We start from the raw sequence: 23,903 nt of genomic DNA, 5'->3' as shown, positions 1-23,903 counted from the left end.
GTCAAAAATAACAGCTTATAACATCAATTCTTGGGGTAAATTTATGGATCCGCTGGGAAGCCTTATCAATAGTATTAAAGCGTTGCCACTAGGGCGTTTCGTTATCCATGTTCTAGACAGGTTGGTCGCATTTTTATGGCGATTACCCGTGATCGGTAAATACATCAATCGTATTGCCACCCACTACCTGGCTACCCGCACACACCCGCGCCCCAGGCCATTCAGTTTGTGGTCCGAAGTGCCTGCCCCACAAAATAGTAACGGCCCCGTTAGCGATTACACATCCTGGCCCGGCTTGACTGATCGCACTTTTTCCAGTCGCCACCTACCACCCTTGAATGAACCACTCACACTTCCTTCGCTGGAAGCAGCAACCGAGTTATTTATGCATGAAGGCAGTACACCCATGCGTACTGATAGATCTTCCGTGTTGTTTATGTTTTTTGCGCAATGGTTTACCGATAGTTTTATGCGCGTTAACGGTGAAGATCGACGCAAAAATTCATCCAACCATGACATAGATTTATGTCAAATATACGGTTTGGATGAAGCGACTTGCAGTTTATTAAGAGCAAAAAAAGACGGGAAACTACAACATAACGAAACCATAACCCACGCGCAATTTCCCGATTTATTATTTGATGAACTGGACAACGGCGAACTCCGGGTCAAATGCAAATATAAAGAACTTCCCCACCTGAATAAAACCATTGAACTTTTCGAGAAATTTTCCACTGATAAAAACCGGAAGAAATTTCTCTACGCTACCGGGCTGGACAATGGCAACTCTTCCATAGGTTACACCGCCATCACCACACTGTTTTTGCGTGAGCACAATCGTATTTGTGATCTGTTGATTGCTGCTTATGCAACTCAATGGAAGCGTACCCAAGACCCTGCGTATTTCAATGAGCGAGTATTCCAAACGGCGCGCATGATTAATACATGTTTGGTTCTGCGACTGGTTGTTGAAGAATACATCAACCATATTGTTGGTAAAAAAAGCTTCCGTTTAGATCATCAATTTGCTGAGCGCAAACCATGGTATCGCACCAATTGGGTTTCCATTGAATTTAATTTGCTTTACCGCTGGCACGGGATGGTGCCCTACGCCATGCAAGTCAATGATCAATCTGTGGATGCAAAAGATTACCGCTTCAACAACGAATTATTGGAAACACTGGGAATAGAAACAATATTAACTGCCGCCTCCAGGCAAGCTGCCGGACGCATTGGGCTGGGCAATACCCCTGCGTTCCTAAAGCATGCGGAAATGCTTAGTTTGCAAATGGGGCGCGATTTTAAATTGCGTAGCTACAACGACTATCGTAAACAATTCAAGATGCGGCCTTTAGCCGATTTCACCGAATTGACCGGGGATACAAGGCTGCAACAAAAGCTGGAGCAAGAATACACGCACATCGACAACCTGGAATTTATCACCGGAATTTTTGCGGAAGATCACCAGGATGATGCGATTTTTGGCGAGTTGCTTGAAACCATGGTGTCTTATGATGCCTTCACCCAAATCTATACCAACCCTCTCCTTTCTACCCAAATTCACAATGAGCAAACATTAACCAAAGTAGGTTTGGATATCATCAACAGCACCCACTCGCTACAAGAATTAGCAGATCGAAATAAATTAACGGGAACAGAGGTACAGATGTCATTCGCAGCGCCCGGCATTAAAACCTGATCGAGCCAAGACAACAACAGCGATTACCATGACAAGCCATCACCCTGATTCATCGTTAATCGCTGTTGTAGTTGTTGTAGTGCAGTAAGTGCGTTGTGAGGAATCACCGCCAATTGTTCATCAAGATGCAATTTATCCGCAGGATTAATACGAATTAATTTTGCGTTGAATTCATGCTGCATTCGCTGCGAGAAATGCCGCACCGAAGGAATGGCAGTCCCCGCCCCCAATTCTATTACCAAGGGGCAATTGACTTGTTCCAACCAGCGTTCCTGATAAAGGTGCTGTTTGCGTGTACGCTCATAAATCCAATCCACATCGTTAAACATTAAAATATTTGGCCGAGTCATTTTCCCGCATCGGGTACAGCGAGGAATATAGTTGCGCAGCCGACAGTGCTCAGTATCGACTTCCGGTACAAACTCACTGGCACTCCACACCTGATCACCGCAAGGTTCAAGACATTGCAGATAGTGAATAGAACCATGGCATTCATGCACATGCATTTTATCGAAACCCGCCTTAGAGAAGTGACCATCGACATTGCTGGTAAACACCTGATAGCGGTGCAGCATTTTTTTGCCCCAATCGAGCAATATTTGATAGCCAGCATGGGGTTCAGTGTGGCGATACAAATTCAAGCGATGGCCATAAAAGCCCCAGGCACGCTCCGGGTTTTGATAAAAAGCAGCAGGGTTGGCGATATCAGAAAAGCCGATACCCTCCTTCCCCAAGGCCGGATAAGCCTGCCAAAAACCCTCCGGGCCGCGAAAATCCGGCAGCCCGGAATCTACCCCCATACCCGCACCGGCGCCGATGACCAATGAGTCCGCCTCGGCAATCCAGGCGGCGGCACGGCTCAATACTTCGTCTACATTCAACGCATGCTGACTCATAAATACTTGCTTCCCCCAGCTAATGCTTTCACTCGCCCATGGCTTTCTTTATAGTACGCCCGCGAAAATTATTCCCTGATATTGGCGATTTTACGTTCACACAATCGTCACACCGCGAGGTCAAGCCCATGGCTCAATACGTATATACCATGCATCGCTTGGGCAAAGTTGTGCCCCCCAAGCGCGAAATCCTGAAAGATATTTCCCTATCGTTTTTCCCCGGCGCCAAGATTGGTGTTCTGGGCCTGAACGGCTCTGGTAAATCCACCCTGTTAAAGATTATGGCGGGCATCGACCAGGACTTTAACGGCGAAGCTCGTCCGATGCCGGATATTAAAGTCGGCTATCTGCCACAAGAACCGCAACTCGACCCCGCCAAAGACGTGCGCGGCAACGTGGAAGACGGCGTGCGCGAAGCGGTTGATGCACTCAAAGATCTGGATGCGATCTATGCCGCCTACGCCGAGCCGGACGCCGACTTTGATGCGCTGGCCAAGAAGCAAGCCCAGTGCGAAGACATTATCCAGGCCTGGGATGCCCACAACCTGGACCACACCCTGGAAGTAGCCGCTGATGCACTGCGTCTGCCACCATGGGATGCAGACGTTACCAAGCTCTCCGGTGGTGAAAAACGCCGCGTGGCACTGTGCCGCCTGCTGCTGTCGCGCCCGGACATGCTGTTGCTCGACGAACCCACCAACCATTTGGACGCAGAATCGGTATTCTGGCTGGAGCAGTTCCTGCAGAAATTCACCGGCACTGTGGTGGCGATCACCCACGACCGCTACTTCCTCGATAACGCCGCTGGCTGGATTCTGGAATTGGACCGCGGCCACGGCATTCCTTATGAAGGTAACTACTCCAGTTGGCTGGAGCAAAAAGAAGCCCGCTTAGCGCAGGAACAACGCACCGAAGCGGCGCACCAAAAAGCCCTGAAACAAGAATTGGAGTGGGTCCGTCAGAACCCCAAAGGTCGCCAGGCGAAAAGCAAGGCGCGTCTGGCTCGCTTTGATGAATTGCAATCGCAAGAATTCCAGGCCCGTAACGAAACCAACGAGATCTATATTCCGCCGGGTGAGCGTTTGGGCGATAAGGTTATTGAGTTCCATAACGTGTCCAAAGCCTACGGCGACCGTTTGCTGATCGACAACCTGAGCTTCACCGTACCCAAGGGTGCAGTAGTCGGCATCATCGGTGGTAACGGCGCCGGTAAATCTACCCTCTTCCGTATGATCGCCGGCCAGGAAAAACCCGATAGCGGTGAAGTAGTGATTGGCGAGACAGTTAACGTTGCCTTTGTCGATCAAAGCCGCGATAACCTGGATAACAACAAAACTGTATGGGAAGCGGTATCGGACGGCTCCGATATTCTCAAAATCGGTAACTACGAAGTCTCTTCACGCTCCTATATCGGCCGCTTTAATTTCAAGGGTTCGGATCAACAAAAACGCGTAGGTGAACTCTCTGGTGGAGAGCGCGGCCGTTTCCATTTGGCCAACACACTGAAGCAAGGCGCGAACGTTCTGTTGCTCGACGAACCGTCAAACGACCTGGATATCGAAACCCTGCGCGCGTTGGAAGATGCAATTCTGGCATTCCCGGGTTGTACGCTGGTGATCTCGCACGACCGCTGGTTCCTCGACCGTATCGCGACCCACATACTCGCGTACGAAGGCGATTCCGACATCATCTTCTTCGAAGGTAACTACACCGATTACCACGAAGATCTGATCAAGCGTAAGGGCCAAAATGCCCAACCGCAGCGGATGAAGTACAAGCCGCTCAAAGGTTAAAAACCGCAAAGGCAGCCCGAAATGGCTGCCTTTTTTGTTTCTGCGTCCCACAATAACCCACTCCACTACAGCTAATTATAAAATTACGAACACCGAGGCATTCATGTTCACGCGATCAATTGTGTTGTTATTTGGACTTTTATTTTTTCCTCTGGGCGCATTCGCGGCAGCCACAGGGGAAACAATAGCGTCATCCTCAACGATGAATTTAACCAACACCGGCGCCGGCTGGTTCTGTGTGGGTTTATTTGTTATCGCTTATGCGTTTGTTATGTTGGAAGAAAAGCTGCACCTGCGTAAATCCAAACCCGTGTTAGCGGCAGCGGGAATTATCTGGGTCATTATCGGTGGGCTTTACACCCAACACGAACAATCCGCACTCGCCGAACAAGCCTTTCGCCACACACTGCTCGAATTCGCTGAACTGATGTTATTTTTGCTGGTGGCGATGACCTATATTAACGCCATGGATGAGCGTGGATTATTTAATGCCTTGCGCGGCTGGATGATTAAAAAAGGTTTCAGTTATCGCCAACTTTTTTGGCTCACTGGATTTCTTGCATTTTTTATTTCTCCCATCGCCGACAATCTTACAACGGCATTATTAATGTGTGCCGTGGTATTAAAAATCGCAGAAGGTGAAAAAGCGTTTATCAACATGTGTTGCGTCAATATTATTGTGGCGGCAAATAGCGGCGGCGCATTCAGCCCCTTCGGCGATATAACAACGCTCATGGTCTGGCAGGCTGGCAAGGTAGATTTCTTTACCTTCTTTCATTTGTTTATTCCTTCGCTGATTAACTTCCTGATTCCAGCGGCAATAATGAGCTTCTTTATCGCCAATAAAAAGCCACATAAAGACGCCGAAGATTTATTTCTGGAAACACTGACGTACAAGGAAGGCGCCTTCCCCATTATGTTTTTATTTTTGGCCACCATCGCCAGCGCCGTGCTCGGCCATATACTTATCCATATGCCACCAGTACTGGGAATGATGCTGGGATTAGCCTATTTAAAACTCTACGGCTTTTACCTGCGTAAAAAAGGAATCGTGGATTTGAAAAAAGCAGAGCTAGCCAGTAGCGACTTTATTAGCAACAAAGATGAAAACCCCATCACCAAAGTGCCCTTGCCATTTGATGTATTCCAACCGCTCGCGCGCCTGGAATGGGACACACTCCTGTTTTTCTACGGCGTTATTATGTGTGTTGGCGGGTTGGGTTTTATGGGTTATCTCACGCTCTTGTCCGAATCGCTCTACGGAAATTTCAGCGAGACGGTTTCCAACGTAAGTTTGGGTCTTGTCTCGGCTATTATCGATAATATTCCGGTCATGTACGCAGTACTTACCATGGCTCCTGATTTTTCTAACGGACAATGGCTTCTCATCACACTGACGACCGGCGTTGGTGGCAGCATGCTCTCGATTGGTTCTGCAGCAGGTGTTGCACTGATGGGACAAGCACGCGGCTATTACACGTTTGCAGGGCACTTGAAATGGACACCCGTGGTTGCGCTGGGCTATTTCGCGAGCGTTTACGCACACCTTTGGCTAAATCAAAGCCTGTTTTAATTATCTGTAGTCGCAAGCACAGCTACTGTGCTTGCGATAATACTTTCTCTACATCCACACCAAATATCATAGCCCCCAAGGGCTCAAATTTTTCCTCGGTGTATAACGGTACACTCAACTGGATTTGAAAACGTTTAGTTGATTCATCGTAAGTAATATCACCAAAGTATAAAGTGTTCGCCGGCTTCCCATAAGCTTCAGTGAACTTGTCTTCATCACCCTGCCAATAGTCTGACGTCATATCGCTAATGGCAAGATTCAGGCCGCGCGCATCGGTGATAATAATTTCAGTGATCATATCCAGCGATTGTTTTTTAATTTCGCGGAGTTGTGCCGACAATTCCTGATCGACCATTTCAAGGGGATAGGAAAAATCATTCTGTTGAAAGGCCTGCACCCATTTTTTATCACGCTCGTGGATTTCACGCTGACTCACGCGTTTATTCTTAAGATTTTGCGCTATCAAAAAGTCTTCCAGCTTTGGCAGACGTTTCCAGCGCTCTATTTTGCGCTGCAGCAGCTCACGAATTTGCAGCTTCTCAAACTCGGAAATCGCAAAATGCCCCGTCGCGCACTGGTTTATATTTTTATTAAATACGGAAAGAAAATCCGGATTATTATTTAAAAACTGCTCATTAAAATAGACACCCAGGGGAACATAACGAAAAAAACGCGATTGAAAATTATCCGGGTTTAACTTCAATTCAGTTGCTGCACGATAAAAATGTTCGCGATCTGCCAATATCACATCGATACGTTTGCCCTGTAATAGCTTGATCATTTGCGGCAGGTTATTGCCACTCATTTCTACTCGATAACCCGCCTCTGCCAACCAGGTTTCCTGTTGACTCCCCAAAATTGAGCCCAACCGGTAACCTTCGCGCCAAGATTCGGGGGCGATAGTGTCGGGGCGCCAAAACCAATACCAGTTTTCCAACACCATAGGAGCAGACAAAACGGCATAAGGATCTACCTGACGCATGGGAATCGCGGTAAAAAAGCCGTCGATCCGATTACTTTTCACATCTTGATAAGCGCGCCGCCAAGGCATTACCTGCACGGTAAAATCGCGCTTCATTTGGGTAAAAATGCATTGCAAATGCGGGAGCAGATTCTGGCCGCTACCGGTGGGTAAGTCGGAACTAAATGCAGACGAAATGTTGGTTGCAAGGTTTACCGCTTGCGGAAATGCCGGCGCCTGCGGGGCCGACTCCACCGCCTCCGGGTCAGCCCAGGTAAGGGGAGCAAGTATTAACATTATTATTAACATAAGGCGCATAACAAAAACTCCTTCAATGCCATCCCCAAGTGTTGGCGCACAAACTTCCTGAAAGTATAACCGCTAAACTATTCCTTGCAGATTTTCAGACACTGGCCCGGAAAACTATCAATCAGGATTAGCCCAGTCCGCTAAAAATCCCGGTAGCAGCGCCGCTTCTACCTCGGTAGCCAGGCGTTCAATAGAGGCTTCACGTTGAGCATCAATCGACAGCGCTTCCGCGTCCGGCAACCCGGCCCACGCCAACAGGGTATTGAGTGCAGCTGGCTGATCAAATATACCGTGCACGTAGGTTCCTAAAATGTGGCCATCATTGCTAATTGCGCCATCGGCAACGAGTTGTTGTTCGCGATATAAATAACAGGCAGGATTTTTCAATGCATCCCCCTGGCTGATTCCACAATGGATTTCATAACCTGCGACCGGTGAACGGGAATCCCACAACAAGCCACGACACTGTTGCAATTGTTTATGCGCTTCAAGTTGCGTCGTCATTGCCAGATACCCCAAACCCGCTGAGCTACCTGGTGTCGATTCAATCCCTAACGGATCATGAATTTGCTCGCCCAGCATTTGCAAGCCGCCGCAAATCCCCATGAGCTTCCCGCCATAGCGTAAATGACGTTGGATACCGTTATCCCAACCTTGCTCGCGCAAAAATTGCAAATCGGCACGCACATTTTTACTGCCGGGAATAATTAACAAATCGCAACCGGGAACAGCTTGGTGTGGTCCCACCCAGCTAAAATCGATTTCAGGATGCAATCGCAAAGCATCAAAATCGGTGTGATTCGAAATGCGCGGCAGGGCCAGGACCGCCACACGTAATTTTGCGTTGCCTTTGCGCGCGCTATTGGTTAATGCATCCTCCGCGTCCAGATACAATCCGTGCAAATAAGGGATCACGCCCAACACCGGCTTGCCGGTTTTTGTTTCTAACCAATCCAAACCGGATTGCAATAAACTAATATCGCCACGAAAGCGATTGATCACAAAGCCAATCACCCGCGCGCGTTCAGATTCACTTAATAATTCCAGTGTACCCACTAAATGGGCGAATACACCGCCGCGATCAATATCGGCAATCAAAATCACCGGGCAATCCACCGCTTCAGCAAATCCCATATTGGCAATATCACGGTCGCGCAAATTAATTTCCGCGGGACTGCCAGCCCCTTCAACCACGATGATTTGATATTGGGTTTGCAAACGCTGGTATGAGTCCAACACAAATTCCATCGCGCGGGTTTTGTAGTCGTGGTAAACAGCCGCATCCATATCGGTAATGGCCTTGCCCTGCACAATAATTTGCGCTTTGGTGTCACTCGTAGGTTTGATTAAAATGGGATTCATATCGGTATGGGGCTGCAATCCCGCCGCCTGTGCTTGCAAGGCTTGCGCGCGACCAATTTCACCACCATCAATTGTCACGGCGGAATTCAAAGCCATATTTTGCGGCTTAAACGGCACCACAGACCTTCCGCGCTTCTTAAAAATACGACAAAGCGCTGCCACCAAGGTAGATTTACCGGCATCTGAGGTTGTGCCCTGCACCATCAACGTGGTGCTGTTTGGTAAGGGTGTTCTGCCATCTGCCATAAATAACTAACCTGTAAAAAAAACGAAAAATAAAATAGTGGCACCGGTACCAACGAAACAAGTCCGCCAAGTTAATGTCTCTGAAACAGCACCGGAATTTCATTAGCGAGACTGCATATCAACCCAGGTAGCCAGGCGGGCCCAAGATTGAAACACTCCCACATCCTTATTAACACGATTTCGCTGCTCGCTGCCATTGCCGCTTTTTACATGGTGGGAAGGGAAATACACACCTATCAATTAAGCTGGGCGACCGCCGGTGAAATCTTACAGGATTTCAGCGGCAGCACTTTAGTACTCGCCTTGGCGGCCACAGCCATCGGCTATTTGGTATTGGCCACCTACGATCTGCTGGCAATGCATCACCTGGGCTACCATGTCCCCTGGCATAAAACCCTGCTGGTGAGCTTTCTGGGTTTTGCGGTCAGTAACAACGCTGGCCATGCCATTGTAACCGGTGGCGCTATCCGTTTTCGCTTTTATTCAGCACTTGGATTAAACGCAGCAGCCATTGCAAAAATTATTGTCTTTTCCAGCACCACTTACCTACTAGGTGCAACCACTGTATTGTGCATCGCTTATTTTTTTCTACCTGCGACTGAAATTAATAATCCACAATTATTGGGCGGACATCTCCAGTGGTTTATTGCCGGTTTAGCCTTGTTGTTAGGCAGCTATTGGTTGTGCACATTAAGTGGCTACCGTCAGATTCAGTGGAAAAAATTTGCAATTAGCCTGCCATCTTCACGCGTAACCAGTTTGCAGACCATTGCGGGAGTGTGCGATTTACTCTGCGCCGGCCTGGTGCTTTATTGCTTGCTATATCCCACCACTCACATGCACTTTATGTGGTTTTTTACGGTGTATATCCTGGCTCAGCTGATTGGTTTATTTAGTCAGGTACCCGGCGGGATAGGCATTTTTGAAAGTGCATTTTTATTACTCGTCGGCGATACCCAGGACCATCAAATTATCCTGATTGCATTGTTAACCTATCGCTTGATGTATTTCCTGTTGCCGCTGTTAATCGCGCTGCTGATTTTTTTTATCAGCCAACGCCACTCACTCAAACAGAGCTGGCAAAAAATCCCCGGCGTAATTCGCATACAACATTGGCTCACTGCTACCGGATTATTTTTGCACCGCCGCTTGCCCATGTTTTTATCCGTGCTGGCCATTATCGCTGGCAGTATTTTATTACTCTCCGGCAGCACACCCGGTTTACCCGAACGATTGGAAACACTGACCGATTTTATTAATTTGCCGCTGATTGAAATCTCACACTTGTTAGGCAGCGTTATCGGTGTGTTTTTACTCATTCTGGCCCGCGCGATTTCATTACGCATTAACACCGCCTACCCACTTACCCTGATTTTTCTGGGCAGCGGCATTATTTTTTCGCTCACTAAAGGGTTGGATTATGAGGAGGCATTATTCCTGAGCCTATTGCTGGTGCTATTTATTCCGTGCAAATCCTATTTCTATCGCAAATCTGCGCTTGATGCGCATTTGCTTACACCGCGCTGGCTACTGTTAATCGTGGCAATCATTGTGTCCACTACGGTGATAGGTTTTATTACATACCAGGAAGTGGACTACGCCCATGAACTTTGGTGGCAATTTGAGCAAGATGCCAATGCCTCGCGCTTTTTACGCGCAACCTTGTTAATCAGCATACTGACCAGCGGCACACTCCTGCACTACTTATTATCCCGTGGGCAGTATAAACCCCAATTACCCGCGGGCGACGAGTTGTGCGAAGCCGCATCTATTATCCGCACACAAAGAAATACCGAACACTACATTAGCTTGAGCGGCGATAAATACTTATTCTGGAGCGAAGCCCGCGATAGCTTTATTGCCTATATCACCACCAAAAAATACTGGATTGCCCTGAATGATCCTTGCGGTAATCCCGCGAGCTTTAAAGATTTGGTAAAGGAGTTTCGCACGCGCGCCGACCTGCACGGTGCCAAACCGGTGTTTTATCGCATTACCACAGAATATTTACCGCTCTACGTAGATCTGGGTTTAAACCTGATTAAGCTGGGAGAAGAAGCTCAGGTTGATTTAAGCAACTTTGCATTGAAAGGTAATAGCTGGTCGTCATTCAGAAGCACTATTAACAAAATCGATAAAGAAGGTTATTCATTTACCATTATTCGCGCTGCAGATATTGAACCCCTCCTGCCGTCACTGAAAGACGTTTCTGATCAATGGCTGGAGCATAAAAAATCCCGCGAAAAAGGTTTTTCACTCGGCTTTTACGATGAACACTACTTACGTTTTTTTGATATAGGTACAGTCAGCAAAGATGGAAAAATTGTGGCCTTCGCCAACTTACTACATACCCAGGCACGCAAAGAAATTTCTATTGATCTGATGCGCTACAGTGATCAGGCCCCGAAAGGCGCTATGGATTATCTGCTAATCAACATTATGCTGTGGGCCAAAGAACAGCAATACTACACATTTAACCTTGGCATGGCGCCCCTCGCCGGACTGGATGATGATGAACTCGCGCCCTTTTGGCATAGGTTAGGTTCGTCAATTTTTAGAATGGGCAATGAGTTTTATGATTTCAAAGGTTTGCATCACTACAAAGAAAAATTCCATCCCCACTGGAACCCGGTGTATTTAGCCCTACCCAGGGGTGGGCATTTGGCGCAAGTAATATTTACGATTACTAATGCTATTTCCGGTGGCATTCGCGGTAGCTTTAGCAAATGACAAACCTTCGTGCGTTTAAAATTGGCGTATTTTTTTTAATGTTGATTGCGGCAAATAGTTATGCCCAGTATCGACCGGAAATTTTTCGCTGGGGCGATTTCGGTAACACGCAAATTTATGCCGGCGGAACGCGCGGGGTGCAATTGATCCTTACCGATATCGCGCATTGGCAACACGCCGTTAACTATGCCGAACAACTTAGCCGGCAAGGTAATTTAAGTGCAGTTCTGTCGATCGATGATTACCTTGCAAATATCGTTCAACACCACTCAAACTGTTTTGATGCCGCAACGCCGCTATCCGTCTACGCACAGGACATACAGCAACATCACCAGTTCCCACAATTTACCCAACCCTTCGTAACCGGCTTTGGCAGCGCCGGCAGCTATTTGTTTGCAATGCTAACGCAAGTGCCCGCAGGCATTTTTCGCGGAGCTTATAGCGTCGATTGGAGCAAAAACATCAGGTTACCTATTGCCCCCTGTATTACCAGCAGTCAAGTCAGTTGGATCGCGCAGCAACAGCGAGCCTCACTCCGCAATTTCCCTCGTCCGCCAACACCCTGGGCATTATTCAATAGTTCTCCATTAATCCAGCAGTGGTTGCCTGATTATTCGCTTTTGGAAAATTGGCAAGCCGATAAAAAATTATTTGAAACATCTCTGGATAATCGATTGGAAAATCCGGGTAAAAAAGCACTAGCGCACTTGCCACTGATCGAAATGCCATCAAACCTAGCCGATGACCAACTGGCTATTATTATTTCCGGTGACGGAGGCTGGGCCAACATTGATAAAGACATCGCCAATCAATTAGCTAAAGAGGGAATAGCGATTGTAGGGTGGAATTCACTGGATTATTTTTGGGAAGAAAAATCACCAACTATTGCCGGGAGAGATTTGCAGACCACTATTGATTATTACCTGAAGACCTGGAACAAAAGACGTATTCTGTTGATTGGCTTTTCAATGGGCGCGGATGTTATGCCCTTTATGGTAAACCGTTTAAATAGTGAAACCAAAGCAAGAATTATCAGCGTGAATTTATTAAATCCATCAACCAGCGTGGATTTTGTATTTCATCTTAGCGGCTGGCTGGGCAATGCGGATCGAGCAGCTCATTTGCTTTATCCGGAAATGAAGGATTGGAACCAATGGCCGACACGTTGTTTTTACAGTGAAAAAAACGAAAGCCTGTGCGAAGAAATTCAAGAACATCACGCCGAAAAACCCGACAAGCAGGATTTAATCTATCTACCGGGCGATCACCATTTTGATGGAAATTACCAACAATTGGTCAAACTCATCCTTGACAAAAAACCCTGACCACAAGGATCAGGGTTTTCATTGATCATCAAAACTCGTGTGGTTTTAGTGTGTCAGATTACGACGCTCTTCCATAATTTGCTGGAATTGAGTCGCCAGATCACTGGTCTCTGCCGATTGACTCATTGAAAGCCCGGCATCACTGGACGAAAGTCCCGCTGCACGCGCCATCGTCGTTGTTGATGCTGCGCATCGCTGAACCAAACAAGTTAAAACGATTTTGCGTTTTTCAAGGTCATTGAACTGGCGTTGCACACCAGATTTAGGATCATTCATCTGCATTCCAGTTAAGAATCCAGATAGATCCGCAACCTGCCCTTCTGCACGTCCAAATACGTGACGGAATACGGTTTGTGTTTCACCGGCATGACAGCCCGCACAGGTATTCAATGAAAACTTATGGCGCGCTTCCAGATTATTAATACCGGGAGCTTCCCACACAGTGAATGGACCGAAATCAGCCAGTGACGCAGCGCCGGCAAATGCTTCCCCGTTCACGACATTGGGGATCTGGTGATCACCTAACAAAATATCGGCTTCGTTGGCATTAATGTAATCAGCTAGGAACGCGGTGCGGTTATGACGCTTGGCTGGCGTTTGTGCGACAGTCACCTGGCGCAATTGACCAGTGGCGGAATTCAGTTTGAACTCACGCAACTCCCAATCATGACCAAATGGGATTTCGTTAGTGCGCACTTGATTCAATGCACTGCCATTAGGTTTACTCGCTACCGCCCCTTTGCTGGTCACTTTATTTAATAAGGTGAGTAGCGCAGTATTGTAGTTTTCACCAAATGGAATTTTACTTAGTGCGTGAAACTCATCGACCCAGGCATTTAGCTGTGCATCTGAATTAGCTTGCAGGCCGTATTCAAAAATCACGTTCGCCGGAAATACCGCATTTCCATTGATAAATCCATACACAAAACGCACTTCACCACCGCTAATCACCGTACCGCTGACATCCCGCTTGTGTAAATCCGGGCGATACACAATGGACAATAGACGGAATGGCGCAATTGCCGGATTCAGGTTGACCCCAGAGCCAACGCTGCGATCACGCCAAGGCTGCAAAAATAAACGTTCAAAGCTTTCGCGCGCGGGGGCGATATCACCATTCACACCGGTGTTAACCAAAAATTGACCGAGCCACTGCTGGATAAAATCAGATTGCTGCTGCAACGTCGGGTTTGCTTGCGGCATCATCTGTGCGATTAAATGTTGAATGGAAAGCTGCCCGGTTTTTGCGTGAACTGAATCCACGACCGACAAATCGCGAATCATCAACTCTTTGCTGATGTCGATAGTTACGCACTCACCCAAGCGAGTCCAGGGTTGCCAATCCTGTTGTGAATTTATTGAGGGACGCTCATTCTGGTTCCACCACTTAGCTTGGTAGAGGATATGATTCTCTACCACTTGCTGAGATGTACTGAATGATTGAGTATTGACCCATTGGGGAACACCATCGCAATTTACTGCTGCCGCAATACTGGAAAAACCCAGAACTGCCGCACCAATTAAACTGGACAATAAAGACAAACACTGTGGTTGATTTTTTCTAGTAATCATATAAATGTCCTTTTGTTTTAGTAAAATAAATCCCCAGATTTTCACCTGAGGACGCGCATTTTACTCATGCAAAGATGACAATTACTAAAGAAACCACCACTTTTTTTGTAACAATTTTAAATTGCTTGTTTTAGCAACAAACAATATTAAATAAGCAGCAAGGAGAGCAAAAACCAACAGCAAATAGTAAAAAAATTAATATGATTAACCTTACGTAGTTTTACCACTCAATGCCTTTTTGCGCTTTTACACCGGCATTGAATGCATGCTTTATTGATTTAACTTCGCTAAAAGTATCCGCCAAATCTTCCAAATATTTTTTGGCGCCGCGCCCGGTAATAATAACATTTTGATTACGTGGACGATTTTTAATAGCGTCAACTACTTTGTCTTTATCCAAATAATGGTAATTGAGCATATAAGTAATTTCATCCAACAGCACTAGATGAATATCCGGGTCGCGAAACACATGCTCACATTCCGCCCACACTTTTTCTGCGGCTGCGCGATCCTGCTCGGCATTTTGGGTTTCCCAGGTAAAGCCTGTACCCATTACGAAATATTCCAACTGCGAGCTGGCTCCACGAAAAATACTTTCGGTTAAAAAATTCTTTTCGCCGCACTCCCAGGTACCTTTAATAAATTGCACGATAGCGACCTTGTAGCCATGCCCAAGGCAACGCAACGCAGTACCAAAACCCGATGAGCTTTTTCCCTTGCCATCACCGGTTAACACTATCACCACACCGCGCTCTTCATCCGCACGCGCAATGGCCGCATCCACAATTTCCTTGCGCTGTTGCATGCGCTCTTTATGGCGCTGGGCTTTGTCGTTACTCATTGAACCATCATTGCTTAATGAATCGTCACTGCTTGATGAAATGTCGTCAGTCATAATTTCTCTCTACATAAAAAGATGGGCATCACTTTCGCTCTGCCCATCGGTTGATTTCTTTAAAGCGACGGCACAACCTAAAAACGATAAACTACACCCGCTTCGTAATTACGTTCCGGCTGGGGATATTGATAATAACCCGCCGTTGGCGATACACCGTAAAAACCTGCATAGCGTTCATTGGTCAGGTTTTTAATTCGTCCGCTAATTTCAACACCTCTATATTGCCAGGTAAGGTTCAGATTAAATAACACCAGCGAATCCACTTTATCACGCGCATTAGCACCATCACCGGTGCGATAGCGACTACCGGTATAACTGGAATCCAGATATATACTAAGCGGCTTTATTGGCGTAAACACTATGGCAATATTGGCGCGGTTTTCGGCAACGAATGGGACTTTGTTGCCCGGAAAACTACCGCTCGTTAATTCAGCATCAGTGTAGGTGTAGTTTGCCTGCACGCTTATTTCGTTACTCAGAACTAATTGTGCATCAACTGCTACACCCTGACGGCGTGATGAATCCAGATTGATGTTAGCGCCAAATCCATTCCATGAGTTTAAGTTCGGAATAGCAGCGTCATACATCAATTCATTATCCAGTTCCATATTATATAAAGTCCACTGTACAGACGCGTCTTCACCTCGCCATTCAGCTCCCAACTCGGTAGAACTACTGGTTTGCACTTCTAGAAACTCCACGCTCGGCAACACCAATCCATTTTCATCGGCATTCGCAAAACGGAAGCCATCTGCGTAGCGACCAAATATACGCCAGTTACTATCGAGCTGATAACTAAGACCGAACTCACCTGCGGTTACATCGTCATCATGATTAACGTTAATAGCATGATTGGTGTCATCTACAGAAGATTGGCGTAAGCCTGCAGTAACGCTAAACGATTTGGTTAAGGGATAGACCACTTGTCCGTAGAGGGCGTCAATGGTTTGCTCGACATGGGTACCCCAATCGGGCACCTCGTACTCTGCGTCAACCCAATCGTACCCGAATGTAATTACGGCATTTCCGTTGGCGGTTGCCAAGTTTCCAATCACTCGGGGAGTCGCATTTTTTACGTGCATGTTGCCGAGCGTCGGATCGCCAAAACCATAATATGATTCTGTATCTTCATCACGATCTGCATACTCCGCCAACAATTGCCAATTCTCAGTAATATCTACACCACCACCAACGCGCGCCAAATCGGTTTCCTGATTAGCGTAATCGGTAGGAGTACGCGCTTTGCGCGGATCAATTGCCGCCTGAGTATCAAGTAAGTAACCCGCTAGATTTAACTCGTCATCAATGGTTTGGCCTTCAACAAACACAAATCCTTTGACGAAATCGTAACGAAGATTTCCCAAAATGTTTTCATACGCACTTTGGTTATTTTCTCTATAGTTATCCGCATCGCGTTTCTGCGCAGAAACACTGTAACTCAAACCATTTTCAAAACCCTGGCTAACGCTCGCTGTGTAATCTTCCAGATTATCGCTGCCCGCTGTTGCACTCACGGAACCATCGGTTTCACCTGCCGCTGCACGACGGGTAATAATATTGATAACGCCACCGACTGCCTGATCACCATAAAGCACACCCGCACTACCCTGTACAATTTCAATGCGCTCAACGTCTTTTAATGCAACGGTATTTAACGCCGGTGCTGCGAGTGAAGGGTTATTGAGTTTGCGGCCATCAACCAATACCAACACATTATTAGCGCCAGATAAACCGCGCATGGATGCCGTTACGTTGCGCGCACCGCTGCCATCGGAATCAGTTAATTGAATGCCTGCCTGAGTGCGCAATACTTCGGATAACAATTTAGCGCCGGTTACACGAATTTCTTCTTCCGTAATAATTTTGATTTGTGTAGCAACGGGCATTTGCACTGTTTCGCTGCGAGTCGCACTGACATAAACAGTTTCGAGTTTTTTCTCGTCATCTTTTTGTGTTGCAGCAAACGCAGTGGGTGAACCAATGATGGCAGCACTTAACGTACTAATAACAAATACACTTGGCTTAACAATTTTTTTACTAGACATGAGATTCCTCAATCCTGACATAGGGATGAGGGAGGGGAAGCGGAAAAAGATGAATGGGCGCGACCCAAAACATAAACAGATTTCCACCTATGTTGCCCTCCGCGACATAGTGAACAAGTAAGAGCATGGCTCTGCGATTGAGGCTGGTATCGGACTCATGGCGATTAACAATCGCAGCATTTACCGTTGCGGGGGCAGTGTCGGGATTGCACAGCGTTTATTGAACAGCTGACGCACCGACTTCCCATTGACTCTGATCCTGGCTTGCACTCTGACTAAAGAATGAACACCCATCAGACACCTCGGCGCGCAAGTTAAGGCGCTAGGGTCCGCAAGTCAAGCAATTCCTATGGCACCTGTAACAACAATTATCGTTTGGCAAGCCGATATTTGAACCGCTATAGTTGGCGCACAATCAGGTTTTTTTAAAACCCTATTGCATTCGATAAATAACAACACAAGGAATTTTTATGAATAACCCTTATCAAGCACCTGCAGCAGACTTGGCAACAGATCAACAAGAGCTTCTATATGTGGGGTTCTGGCCAAGACTGGGCGCCGTCATCATTGACCAGATCATAGTTACCATCATCACCCTGCCGATTTTATTATTGATTTACGGGATGGCTTATTTCACCAAAACAACATTTATTGCCGGCCCACTGGATGTGGTGATTAGCTATGTTTTCCCATTTGTGTGGGTACTGGGCTTCTGGGCTTACCGTCAGGCAACCCCCGGAAAAATGGTGGTCGGGGCGAAGATTATCAGCGCTAAAACAGGCGGCAAGCCCACGACGGGACAATTGGTTGGCCGTTACTTTGCCTATATCATTTCTACTCTTCCATTGTTGCTTGGCTTTCTGTGGGCGGCTTGGGACCCCAAAAAGCAAACCTGGCATGACAAACTGGCAGGCACATACATAGTGCGTAATTAATGTAATTGCAAAACAACAGACGGGAGCTTCGGCTCCCGTTTTACTTTCTCCGCCCTTAGGCAGTCCCGTTGCTGTCTGGCCTCATCGCTATCATCGCACGGCTTTCATCCTCGTCCCTCTTCCACCACCACTTACGACAAACTCGCAAAAAACCCTTTTCAGTCAAAGTTGTTATGGTATAACATCTCGTTTATTGACGATTTTCTATTTTTATCTGAGGTACATAGTGAAGCGAACCCTAATTTACGCCGCTCTTTTTCTTTCCAGCTCCCAGGCTCTCGCCCAAATTCAGGGCCAGGTTCGTGATGAACAAGGTATGCCTATACCTAATGCAACCGTCGAAGTCGTCGGCACCAAGCTCAGCACCCAAACGAATGCACAGGGCGAGTTCAACTTACCTGCCCAGCGCGATAGCCATGTGGAACTCCATGTGTTCGCCGCGGATTACACCCATAAAACGTTACATCTTCACAAAGAGGACGGTCCGGTAAATCTGGTGTTGAGCAGCACCACACTGGAAATCGTGAATGTGATTGGTCTGCCCTGGCACGCGTCGAATATGGAATCGGCGCAACCAGTAACAGTTCTGGATGGCGATAAGTTGCGCGATCGTCAGGCATCCACCCTGGGAGAAACCCTTAAGTATGAAGTAGGCGTGCATTCGAGCTACTACGGCCCGGTGGCCAGCAGCCCGGTTATTCGCGGCCTGGATGGACCGCGCGTATTGATCACCCAAAATGGTTTGGATGCTGGTGACGCATCACGCGTAGGCCCCGACCACGCGGTAGCAACCGAAGCATCCACTGCCCGTCAGATCGAAGTCTTGCGCGGCCCGGCAACCCTGTTTTATGGCAGCGGTGCAATTGGAGGCGTAGTGAATATCGTGGATGACCGGGTGCCGCGCGGTTTGGATACCTACGGTGAGTGGCGATTGGAGCAAGATTCTGTCGCCGATGACAAACTCATTTCTGCCAGCGGTAATACGGCCGTTGGAACTGTCGGTTTACACCTCGATGCCTTCTGGCGTGATGCCGGTAATTACAAAATTCCCGGACCTGCAGCAATTGAATCCGCAGCGGAGCACGCCGAAGAAGGGCACGAACATGATCAGAGTAATCGCCTTGCTAATTCATTTACTGAAGCCCAAGGCGCTAACATCGGCAGTAGCTTTATTATGGACGAAGGTTTCGTCGGCCTTTCTTACGGCCACCTCGAACGCCAATACGGCATTCCCGGTCATAGCCATGGCGATTCGGAAGAAAATGTTTACGCCGATCTAAAACAAGATCGCGTTCAACTAATCAGCGAACTCACATTGGATCACGATTTTTTCAGTGCAACCAATACCCGCTTCGGCTTTACCGATTACGAACACAGCGAAATTGAAAACGGCGCAATTGGAACCACCTTCCGCAATGAAACTGCAGAAGCGCGCTGGGAATTATTTCATCACCCGTTTGCGGAATGGCGTGGCGCGCTGAGCTTTCACTACAAACACAACGATTTTGAAGCAATTGGCGATGAAGCTTTCACCCCTCCCAGCAAAACCAGCACCCTGGCGTTGGGTTTAATGGAAGAGCGTCACTTCGGCGACCTACTCGTGCAGTTGGGGGCGCGCATTGAGGAGGTGAAAATTTCCGCGAACAATTTGCAATTGGATTTAAACGAGCAGGGCCACGCCGACGACCATAACCACGACGATCCCATTGATGGATTTGATTTTGATCACCAATCCACGCCGTTCAGCGCGTCGGCTGGCGCGGTATGGGATTTTACGCCCGGCTACAATGTAGGCCTCTCTTTCACCCATGCCGAGCGCACACCTTCCGCCGCAGAATTGCTCGCGTTTGGCCCGCATTTAGGCTCTGGATTATATGAAGTAGGCGCAATTATCGAATTGCACGAAGAAACAAATGGCGATTTCCATTTTGATTTAGCCGGCACAGACATTGAAATGGAAACGTCCAATAATCTGGATCTATCGCTACGCAAATTTGAAGGCGATCTTGGCTTTATCCTTAACGCGTTTTACAACCAAATTGACAACTACTATTACCTCTCCGAAACCAACGCTGTTTATGAAGCGGAACATGATCATGAATCTGCGGACGAGCATGAACACGAAGAAGCCACTGAATTACCGGTATTTATTTACCAGGCACGCGACGCTAACCTCTACGGTTTTGAAAGTGAAATTATTTGGCAAACCACCAACGCCTTAACACTGAGTTTTACCAGCGACTACACGCGAGCCTCACTCAACAACGGCGGAGACTTACCCCGCATACCACCTTTACGTGTCGGCGCGCGCGCTGAATATGAAACGGGTCGCTGGCGTGCCGAGTTGAGCGGTCAACACTATTTTGAACAGGATAAGGTTGCCGCACTGGAAACCACCACCGGTTCATACACCCTGGTCGATGCACAAATTAGTTACGCCTTTAGCGATACCTTAAAAATTTACCTGAAAGGCAACAACCTCACTGACGAATACGCGCGCGTTCACGCGTCATTCCTCAAAGATAAAGCGCCGCTGCCCGCCCGCAGTTACGCGCTTGGTATTAGCGGTAGTTTTTAAAGTGCTTTTTTAAAAGGTATTAATTACGCAAAGGATTGCTCAATTAATGATTTCCCACGTGGTAATGGAAAATTATTTTCACGCATGATTGCTGCGTCTGCCCACTGGGAACTCATGCCGCCTTTTTAACTCTCGCAAGCGAATCAAGGACATGAATAACAATCAAGGTTTGCTGAACTAGTTGGCCGGCAAGGATTTCAGAGTTAACACACGACGTTGATGAGCTTGCAGTAATTCAGTACCTTTTTTATAGCTGGGAATACTCATTAACAACTCATCGAAACTTCCGTCGGCAAGTGCGCGAGATAAACCTACCTCGATGCGTTGTGCCAGCTTGGTATTGTTTTTGTTTACAAAAAAATAAACTTCGTTGGGGTAACTAAGCAACAATTTTTCTTCCATTTGCAGCCCCAGATGCCCGTACATCTTCAACTCTCCATGGACCTGATAAACGCCGCGCGAATAATAGTCGAATCGATTTGCAACAAGCATTTTAAAAAGTTTGCGATATCCAACCGCTTTAACTAACAACAGGTTGTTGTACTCCATAATTTTGGCATCGGTCCACTGTGGGCTTATTCCTCCACGCAACCTGGCCAAATCCACCAAACTGTTAACCCCGGAAAAACGCGCCTGCTCCCCTTCACGAATCAGCAATACGCGATAATTGTTAAGGTTTTTTAATAGCGAAATCCGAATGGGCAGCATGTCTTGTTCATGAGCACTGCTCGTAGGCGACCAGATAACGTCGACAATTCCACGGTGCAATGAAGCCCGCAACCGTCGGTCTTCGATTAAATAAGGCAGCTCTTTAACTTCCAATGCACCCCAATCGGATTGAGTCTTGGATATAACCAAGCGCAGCAGGCGGGAGAAGTAATAATCTTCGTCAACATCAATAACAGCGATACTGGTGTTGCGAATAGTCAAGAACTCAGCAGGTAAAGAGGATGTATCGCCGTTATAAACCGGGGAAGCGCTAGTAGCTCCAACGCTGGAAAGGCACAAGAGGGTCATCACCCAGAAGCGTAAATTCCGCCCTATGGTTTTGGACATAACGTTAGCCTAATTTTTGAGTCGAGCCCCAAGCGCAATTATAGGTGGAAATCCGGACCTGCGGCGAAATCAACAAGCACCAATAGCTATATCCACTGCCCCAGTTAAAAGGATGCTCCTCTCGATTAGCAATGACGTCCTGACGCGACCAATATGCCCCGCCGCCGCACATCCCAAAGCAGATTAGTAATTTACATTCATTTTGCGATGCGAGGCTCTGCGACCGGCACTAATTTTCCGTCACGCAGTTGAATAATTTGCGAAGCGCCCATGCTTGGCCAAACATTAATATCATGCCCCTTCTGTGCCAGCGCTTTACGAACCATGTCCGGCATAGCCGCTTCGACAAATAATAAATTCGGGTTCCATTGCTCATGTATGCGCGGCTGTTTTATCGCCTCTTCAGCGGGCATCCCAAATTCGAGGGTGTACAACAAGTTTTGAACCACTTGGGAAATGATGGTTGGGCCTCCGGCCGCCCCTAATGTCATCACCGGTTGATTATCTTTAAACACCAATGTGGGGCTCATACTGGATAATGGACGCTTTTTTGCCGCGACTGCATTGGCATCCGAGCCCACCAAACCAAAAGCATTGGCAACACCCACTTGCGCGGAAAAATCATCCATCTGGTTATTCATTACCACCCCGGTACCGGGAATAACTACTTTGCTACCAAAACTGGTATTCACAGTTGATGTGATAGCTACCCAATTACCATCTAAATCTGCAGTAGCGATGTGTGTGGTGTGTTTATTCATTAAGTGGGGAATATCAACGTCAGGATCACCGTGCACCACATTGTTCGCAACCTTATTCAGATTGATTTTTTGCGCGATGGTTTTTGCGTAGGCTTTGCTCGTCAATAACGCCGGAACTTTTGTAAAGTCAGCATCGCCCAACCAGTGGGCGCGATCTGCAAACGCAAACTTCATTGCCTCGGCCACCAAATGATAACGCTCGGACGTAGTCGCTTTGTGCAAATCAAAGTTTTCCAAAATATTTAATATTTGCGCAACGTGGGTACCGCCTGAACTTGGCGGCGGAAAACCATAAAGTGTGTAACCGGCAAATTGCGACACCACCGGCTGACGCAACTTGGCTTGATAATTGGAAAAATCATCGCGGGTAATTAATCCACCATTTTTTTTCATCCACTCGGCGGTTTTATTCGCAAAGTCACCGCGATAAAAATAATCCGGCCCCAGTTTCGCCAACTGTCGATAGGTGTTGGCAAGGTCGGGATTTTTGATACGTGTATTCACGCTAAAAGGTTGACCGGATTTATCCAGATAAATTGCCGCCGTTGCGGGAAATTTTTTAATGTCCGGGGCAGTAGCCGCGCTGCGCTCAGCAACAACGGGTGATACCGCAAAGCCCCGCTCCGCCAATTCTGCCGAGGGCAAAATTACGTCCGCAAAACCAAGCCTTCCCCCTTCGCGCTGTAATTTGTGCAGCGCCATCACTGAGCCGGGAATACCAATCGCCAAGGCCCCCGTACGACTCAGCTCAGGATTCGCCCTTCCGTTTTGCAAAAACATATCGCGTTGCGCAGCTGCGGGGGCCATCTCGCGCCCATCAATCGCCAGTATGCGCCCATCCGCCAAGCGGACCAGAACAAAACAACCACCGCCAATACCGGAGTTTTGCGGGTCAACCACACCCAGCGCAAAGGCAATGGCAATGGCCGCATCCACCGCATTACCGCCACGCTTTACCACTTCCATCGCGATCCGGGTTGCGTCCGGGTTTACGCTGGCCGCGGCAACCTTGCCATCATTGGACACCTGCGCATAGCCAGTGTGCGTGTACCCGGTAGCGGGAAGCTGCGCGCAACACAGCAGCGGAAATATCCAAACGAGCAATGCAAAAATGGTCTTTTTCATAAGTACTACAACCAAAATCAGTGAAATAAAACAGCGATC

15 protein-coding genes and 1 riboswitch are annotated in these 23,903 nt (G+C 47.6%); of the genes, 7 read left to right on the top strand and 8 right to left on the bottom strand.

Annotation, left to right across the window (positions count from 1 at the left end; all coding sequences use genetic code 11):
* The first annotated feature begins 43 nt into the window (after positions 1-43).
* Positions 44-1,699, top strand: a complete 1,656-nt coding sequence (locus tag D0C16_RS00340) for a peroxidase family protein (protein WP_151030493.1) — start codon at positions 44-46, stop codon at positions 1,697-1,699.
* A gap of 23 nt (positions 1,700-1,722) precedes the next feature.
* Here D0C16_RS00340 and D0C16_RS00335 read toward each other — a convergent pair whose 3' ends face one another.
* Positions 1,723-2,595 carry a Sir2 family NAD-dependent protein deacetylase gene (locus D0C16_RS00335; RefSeq protein ID WP_151030492.1) on the bottom strand — a complete coding sequence of 291 codons (873 nt, stop codon included), beginning with the start codon at positions 2,593-2,595 and terminating at the stop codon, positions 1,723-1,725.
* Positions 2,596-2,723: 128 nt separating this feature from the next.
* On the opposite strand from D0C16_RS00335, the gene ettA reads away from it, so the two are divergent.
* Together ettA and nhaD are read left to right on the top strand one after the other, a co-directional pair.
* On the top strand, positions 2,724-4,388 hold the full coding sequence (ettA, locus tag D0C16_RS00330) for an energy-dependent translational throttle protein EttA (RefSeq protein WP_151030491.1): 1,665 nt from the start codon (positions 2,724-2,726) through the stop codon (positions 4,386-4,388).
* 103 nt (positions 4,389-4,491) lie between these two features.
* Positions 4,492-5,961, top strand: a complete 1,470-nt coding sequence (gene nhaD, locus D0C16_RS00325; RefSeq protein ID WP_151030490.1) for a sodium:proton antiporter NhaD — start codon at positions 4,492-4,494, stop codon at positions 5,959-5,961.
* Between the two features lie 22 nt (positions 5,962-5,983).
* Here the strand turns inward: nhaD and D0C16_RS00320 are convergent, their stop codons facing one another.
* Positions 5,984-7,240 carry an ABC transporter substrate-binding protein gene (locus D0C16_RS00320; RefSeq protein WP_151030489.1) on the bottom strand — a complete coding sequence of 419 codons (1,257 nt, stop codon included), beginning with the start codon at positions 7,238-7,240 and terminating at the stop codon, positions 5,984-5,986.
* 108 nt (positions 7,241-7,348) lie between these two features.
* Positions 7,349-8,839: a cobyric acid synthase gene (locus D0C16_RS00315; protein ID WP_225318843.1), complete on the bottom strand. Its 1,491-nt coding sequence runs from the start codon at positions 8,837-8,839 to the stop codon at positions 7,349-7,351.
* Between the two features lie 147 nt (positions 8,840-8,986).
* Here D0C16_RS00315 and mprF point away from each other — a divergent pair, with 147 nt between their 5' ends.
* Both mprF and D0C16_RS00305 read left to right on the top strand, forming a co-directional pair.
* A complete protein-coding gene (gene mprF, locus D0C16_RS00310; RefSeq protein WP_151030488.1) occupies positions 8,987-11,569 on the top strand; it encodes a bifunctional lysylphosphatidylglycerol flippase/synthetase MprF in 2,583 nt (860 codons plus the stop codon).
* Positions 11,566-12,894: an AcvB/VirJ family lysyl-phosphatidylglycerol hydrolase gene (locus D0C16_RS00305; protein ID WP_151030487.1), complete on the top strand. Its 1,329-nt coding sequence runs from the start codon at positions 11,566-11,568 to the stop codon at positions 12,892-12,894. The genes mprF and D0C16_RS00305 overlap by 4 nt, the downstream gene beginning before the upstream one ends.
* Before the next feature lie 45 nt (positions 12,895-12,939).
* Here the strand turns inward: D0C16_RS00305 and D0C16_RS00300 are convergent, their stop codons facing one another.
* The 3 genes from D0C16_RS00300 to D0C16_RS00290 all read right to left on the bottom strand — a co-directional run bounded on the left by D0C16_RS00300 (position 12,940) and on the right by D0C16_RS00290 (position 17,409).
* Complete coding sequence (locus D0C16_RS00300) at positions 12,940-14,466, bottom strand: hypothetical protein (protein ID WP_151030486.1); 1,527 nt, start codon at positions 14,464-14,466, stop codon at positions 12,940-12,942.
* Between the two features lie 220 nt (positions 14,467-14,686).
* Positions 14,687-15,307: a cob(I)yrinic acid a,c-diamide adenosyltransferase gene (gene cobO / locus D0C16_RS00295; RefSeq protein WP_151034743.1), complete on the bottom strand. Its 621-nt coding sequence runs from the start codon at positions 15,305-15,307 to the stop codon at positions 14,687-14,689.
* Positions 15,308-15,438: 131 nt separating this feature from the next.
* A complete protein-coding gene (locus D0C16_RS00290; protein ID WP_191968617.1) occupies positions 15,439-17,409 on the bottom strand; it encodes a TonB-dependent receptor in 1,971 nt (656 codons plus the stop codon).
* Between the two features lie 123 nt (positions 17,410-17,532).
* A riboswitch (cobalamin riboswitch) is annotated at positions 17,533-17,718 on the bottom strand.
* Positions 17,719-17,879: 161 nt separating this feature from the next.
* Between D0C16_RS00290 and D0C16_RS00285 the strand changes: the two genes are divergently transcribed.
* Both D0C16_RS00285 and D0C16_RS00280 read left to right on the top strand, forming a co-directional pair.
* Positions 17,880-18,344: an RDD family protein gene (locus tag D0C16_RS00285; RefSeq protein ID WP_151030484.1), complete on the top strand. Its 465-nt coding sequence runs from the start codon at positions 17,880-17,882 to the stop codon at positions 18,342-18,344.
* 226 nt (positions 18,345-18,570) lie between these two features.
* Complete coding sequence (locus tag D0C16_RS00280) at positions 18,571-20,922, top strand: TonB-dependent receptor domain-containing protein (protein WP_151030483.1); 2,352 nt, start codon at positions 18,571-18,573, stop codon at positions 20,920-20,922.
* 177 nt (positions 20,923-21,099) lie between these two features.
* Here D0C16_RS00280 and D0C16_RS00275 read toward each other — a convergent pair whose 3' ends face one another.
* Positions 21,100-21,978, bottom strand: coding sequence for a transporter substrate-binding domain-containing protein (locus D0C16_RS00275; protein WP_151030482.1), 879 nt, complete (start codon positions 21,976-21,978; stop codon positions 21,100-21,102).
* Positions 21,979-22,175: 197 nt separating this feature from the next.
* Positions 22,176-23,864, bottom strand: a complete 1,689-nt coding sequence (gene ggt, locus D0C16_RS00270) for a gamma-glutamyltransferase (protein ID WP_151030481.1) — start codon at positions 23,862-23,864, stop codon at positions 22,176-22,178.
* Positions 23,865-23,903: the final 39 nt, after the last annotated feature.

This window comes from Cellvibrio sp. KY-GH-1, from assembly GCF_008806975.1.
In the GTDB taxonomy this organism is placed as follows: Bacteria; Pseudomonadota; Gammaproteobacteria; order Pseudomonadales; family Cellvibrionaceae; genus Cellvibrio.
This window is presented reverse-complemented; position numbering and strand designations above follow the sequence as displayed.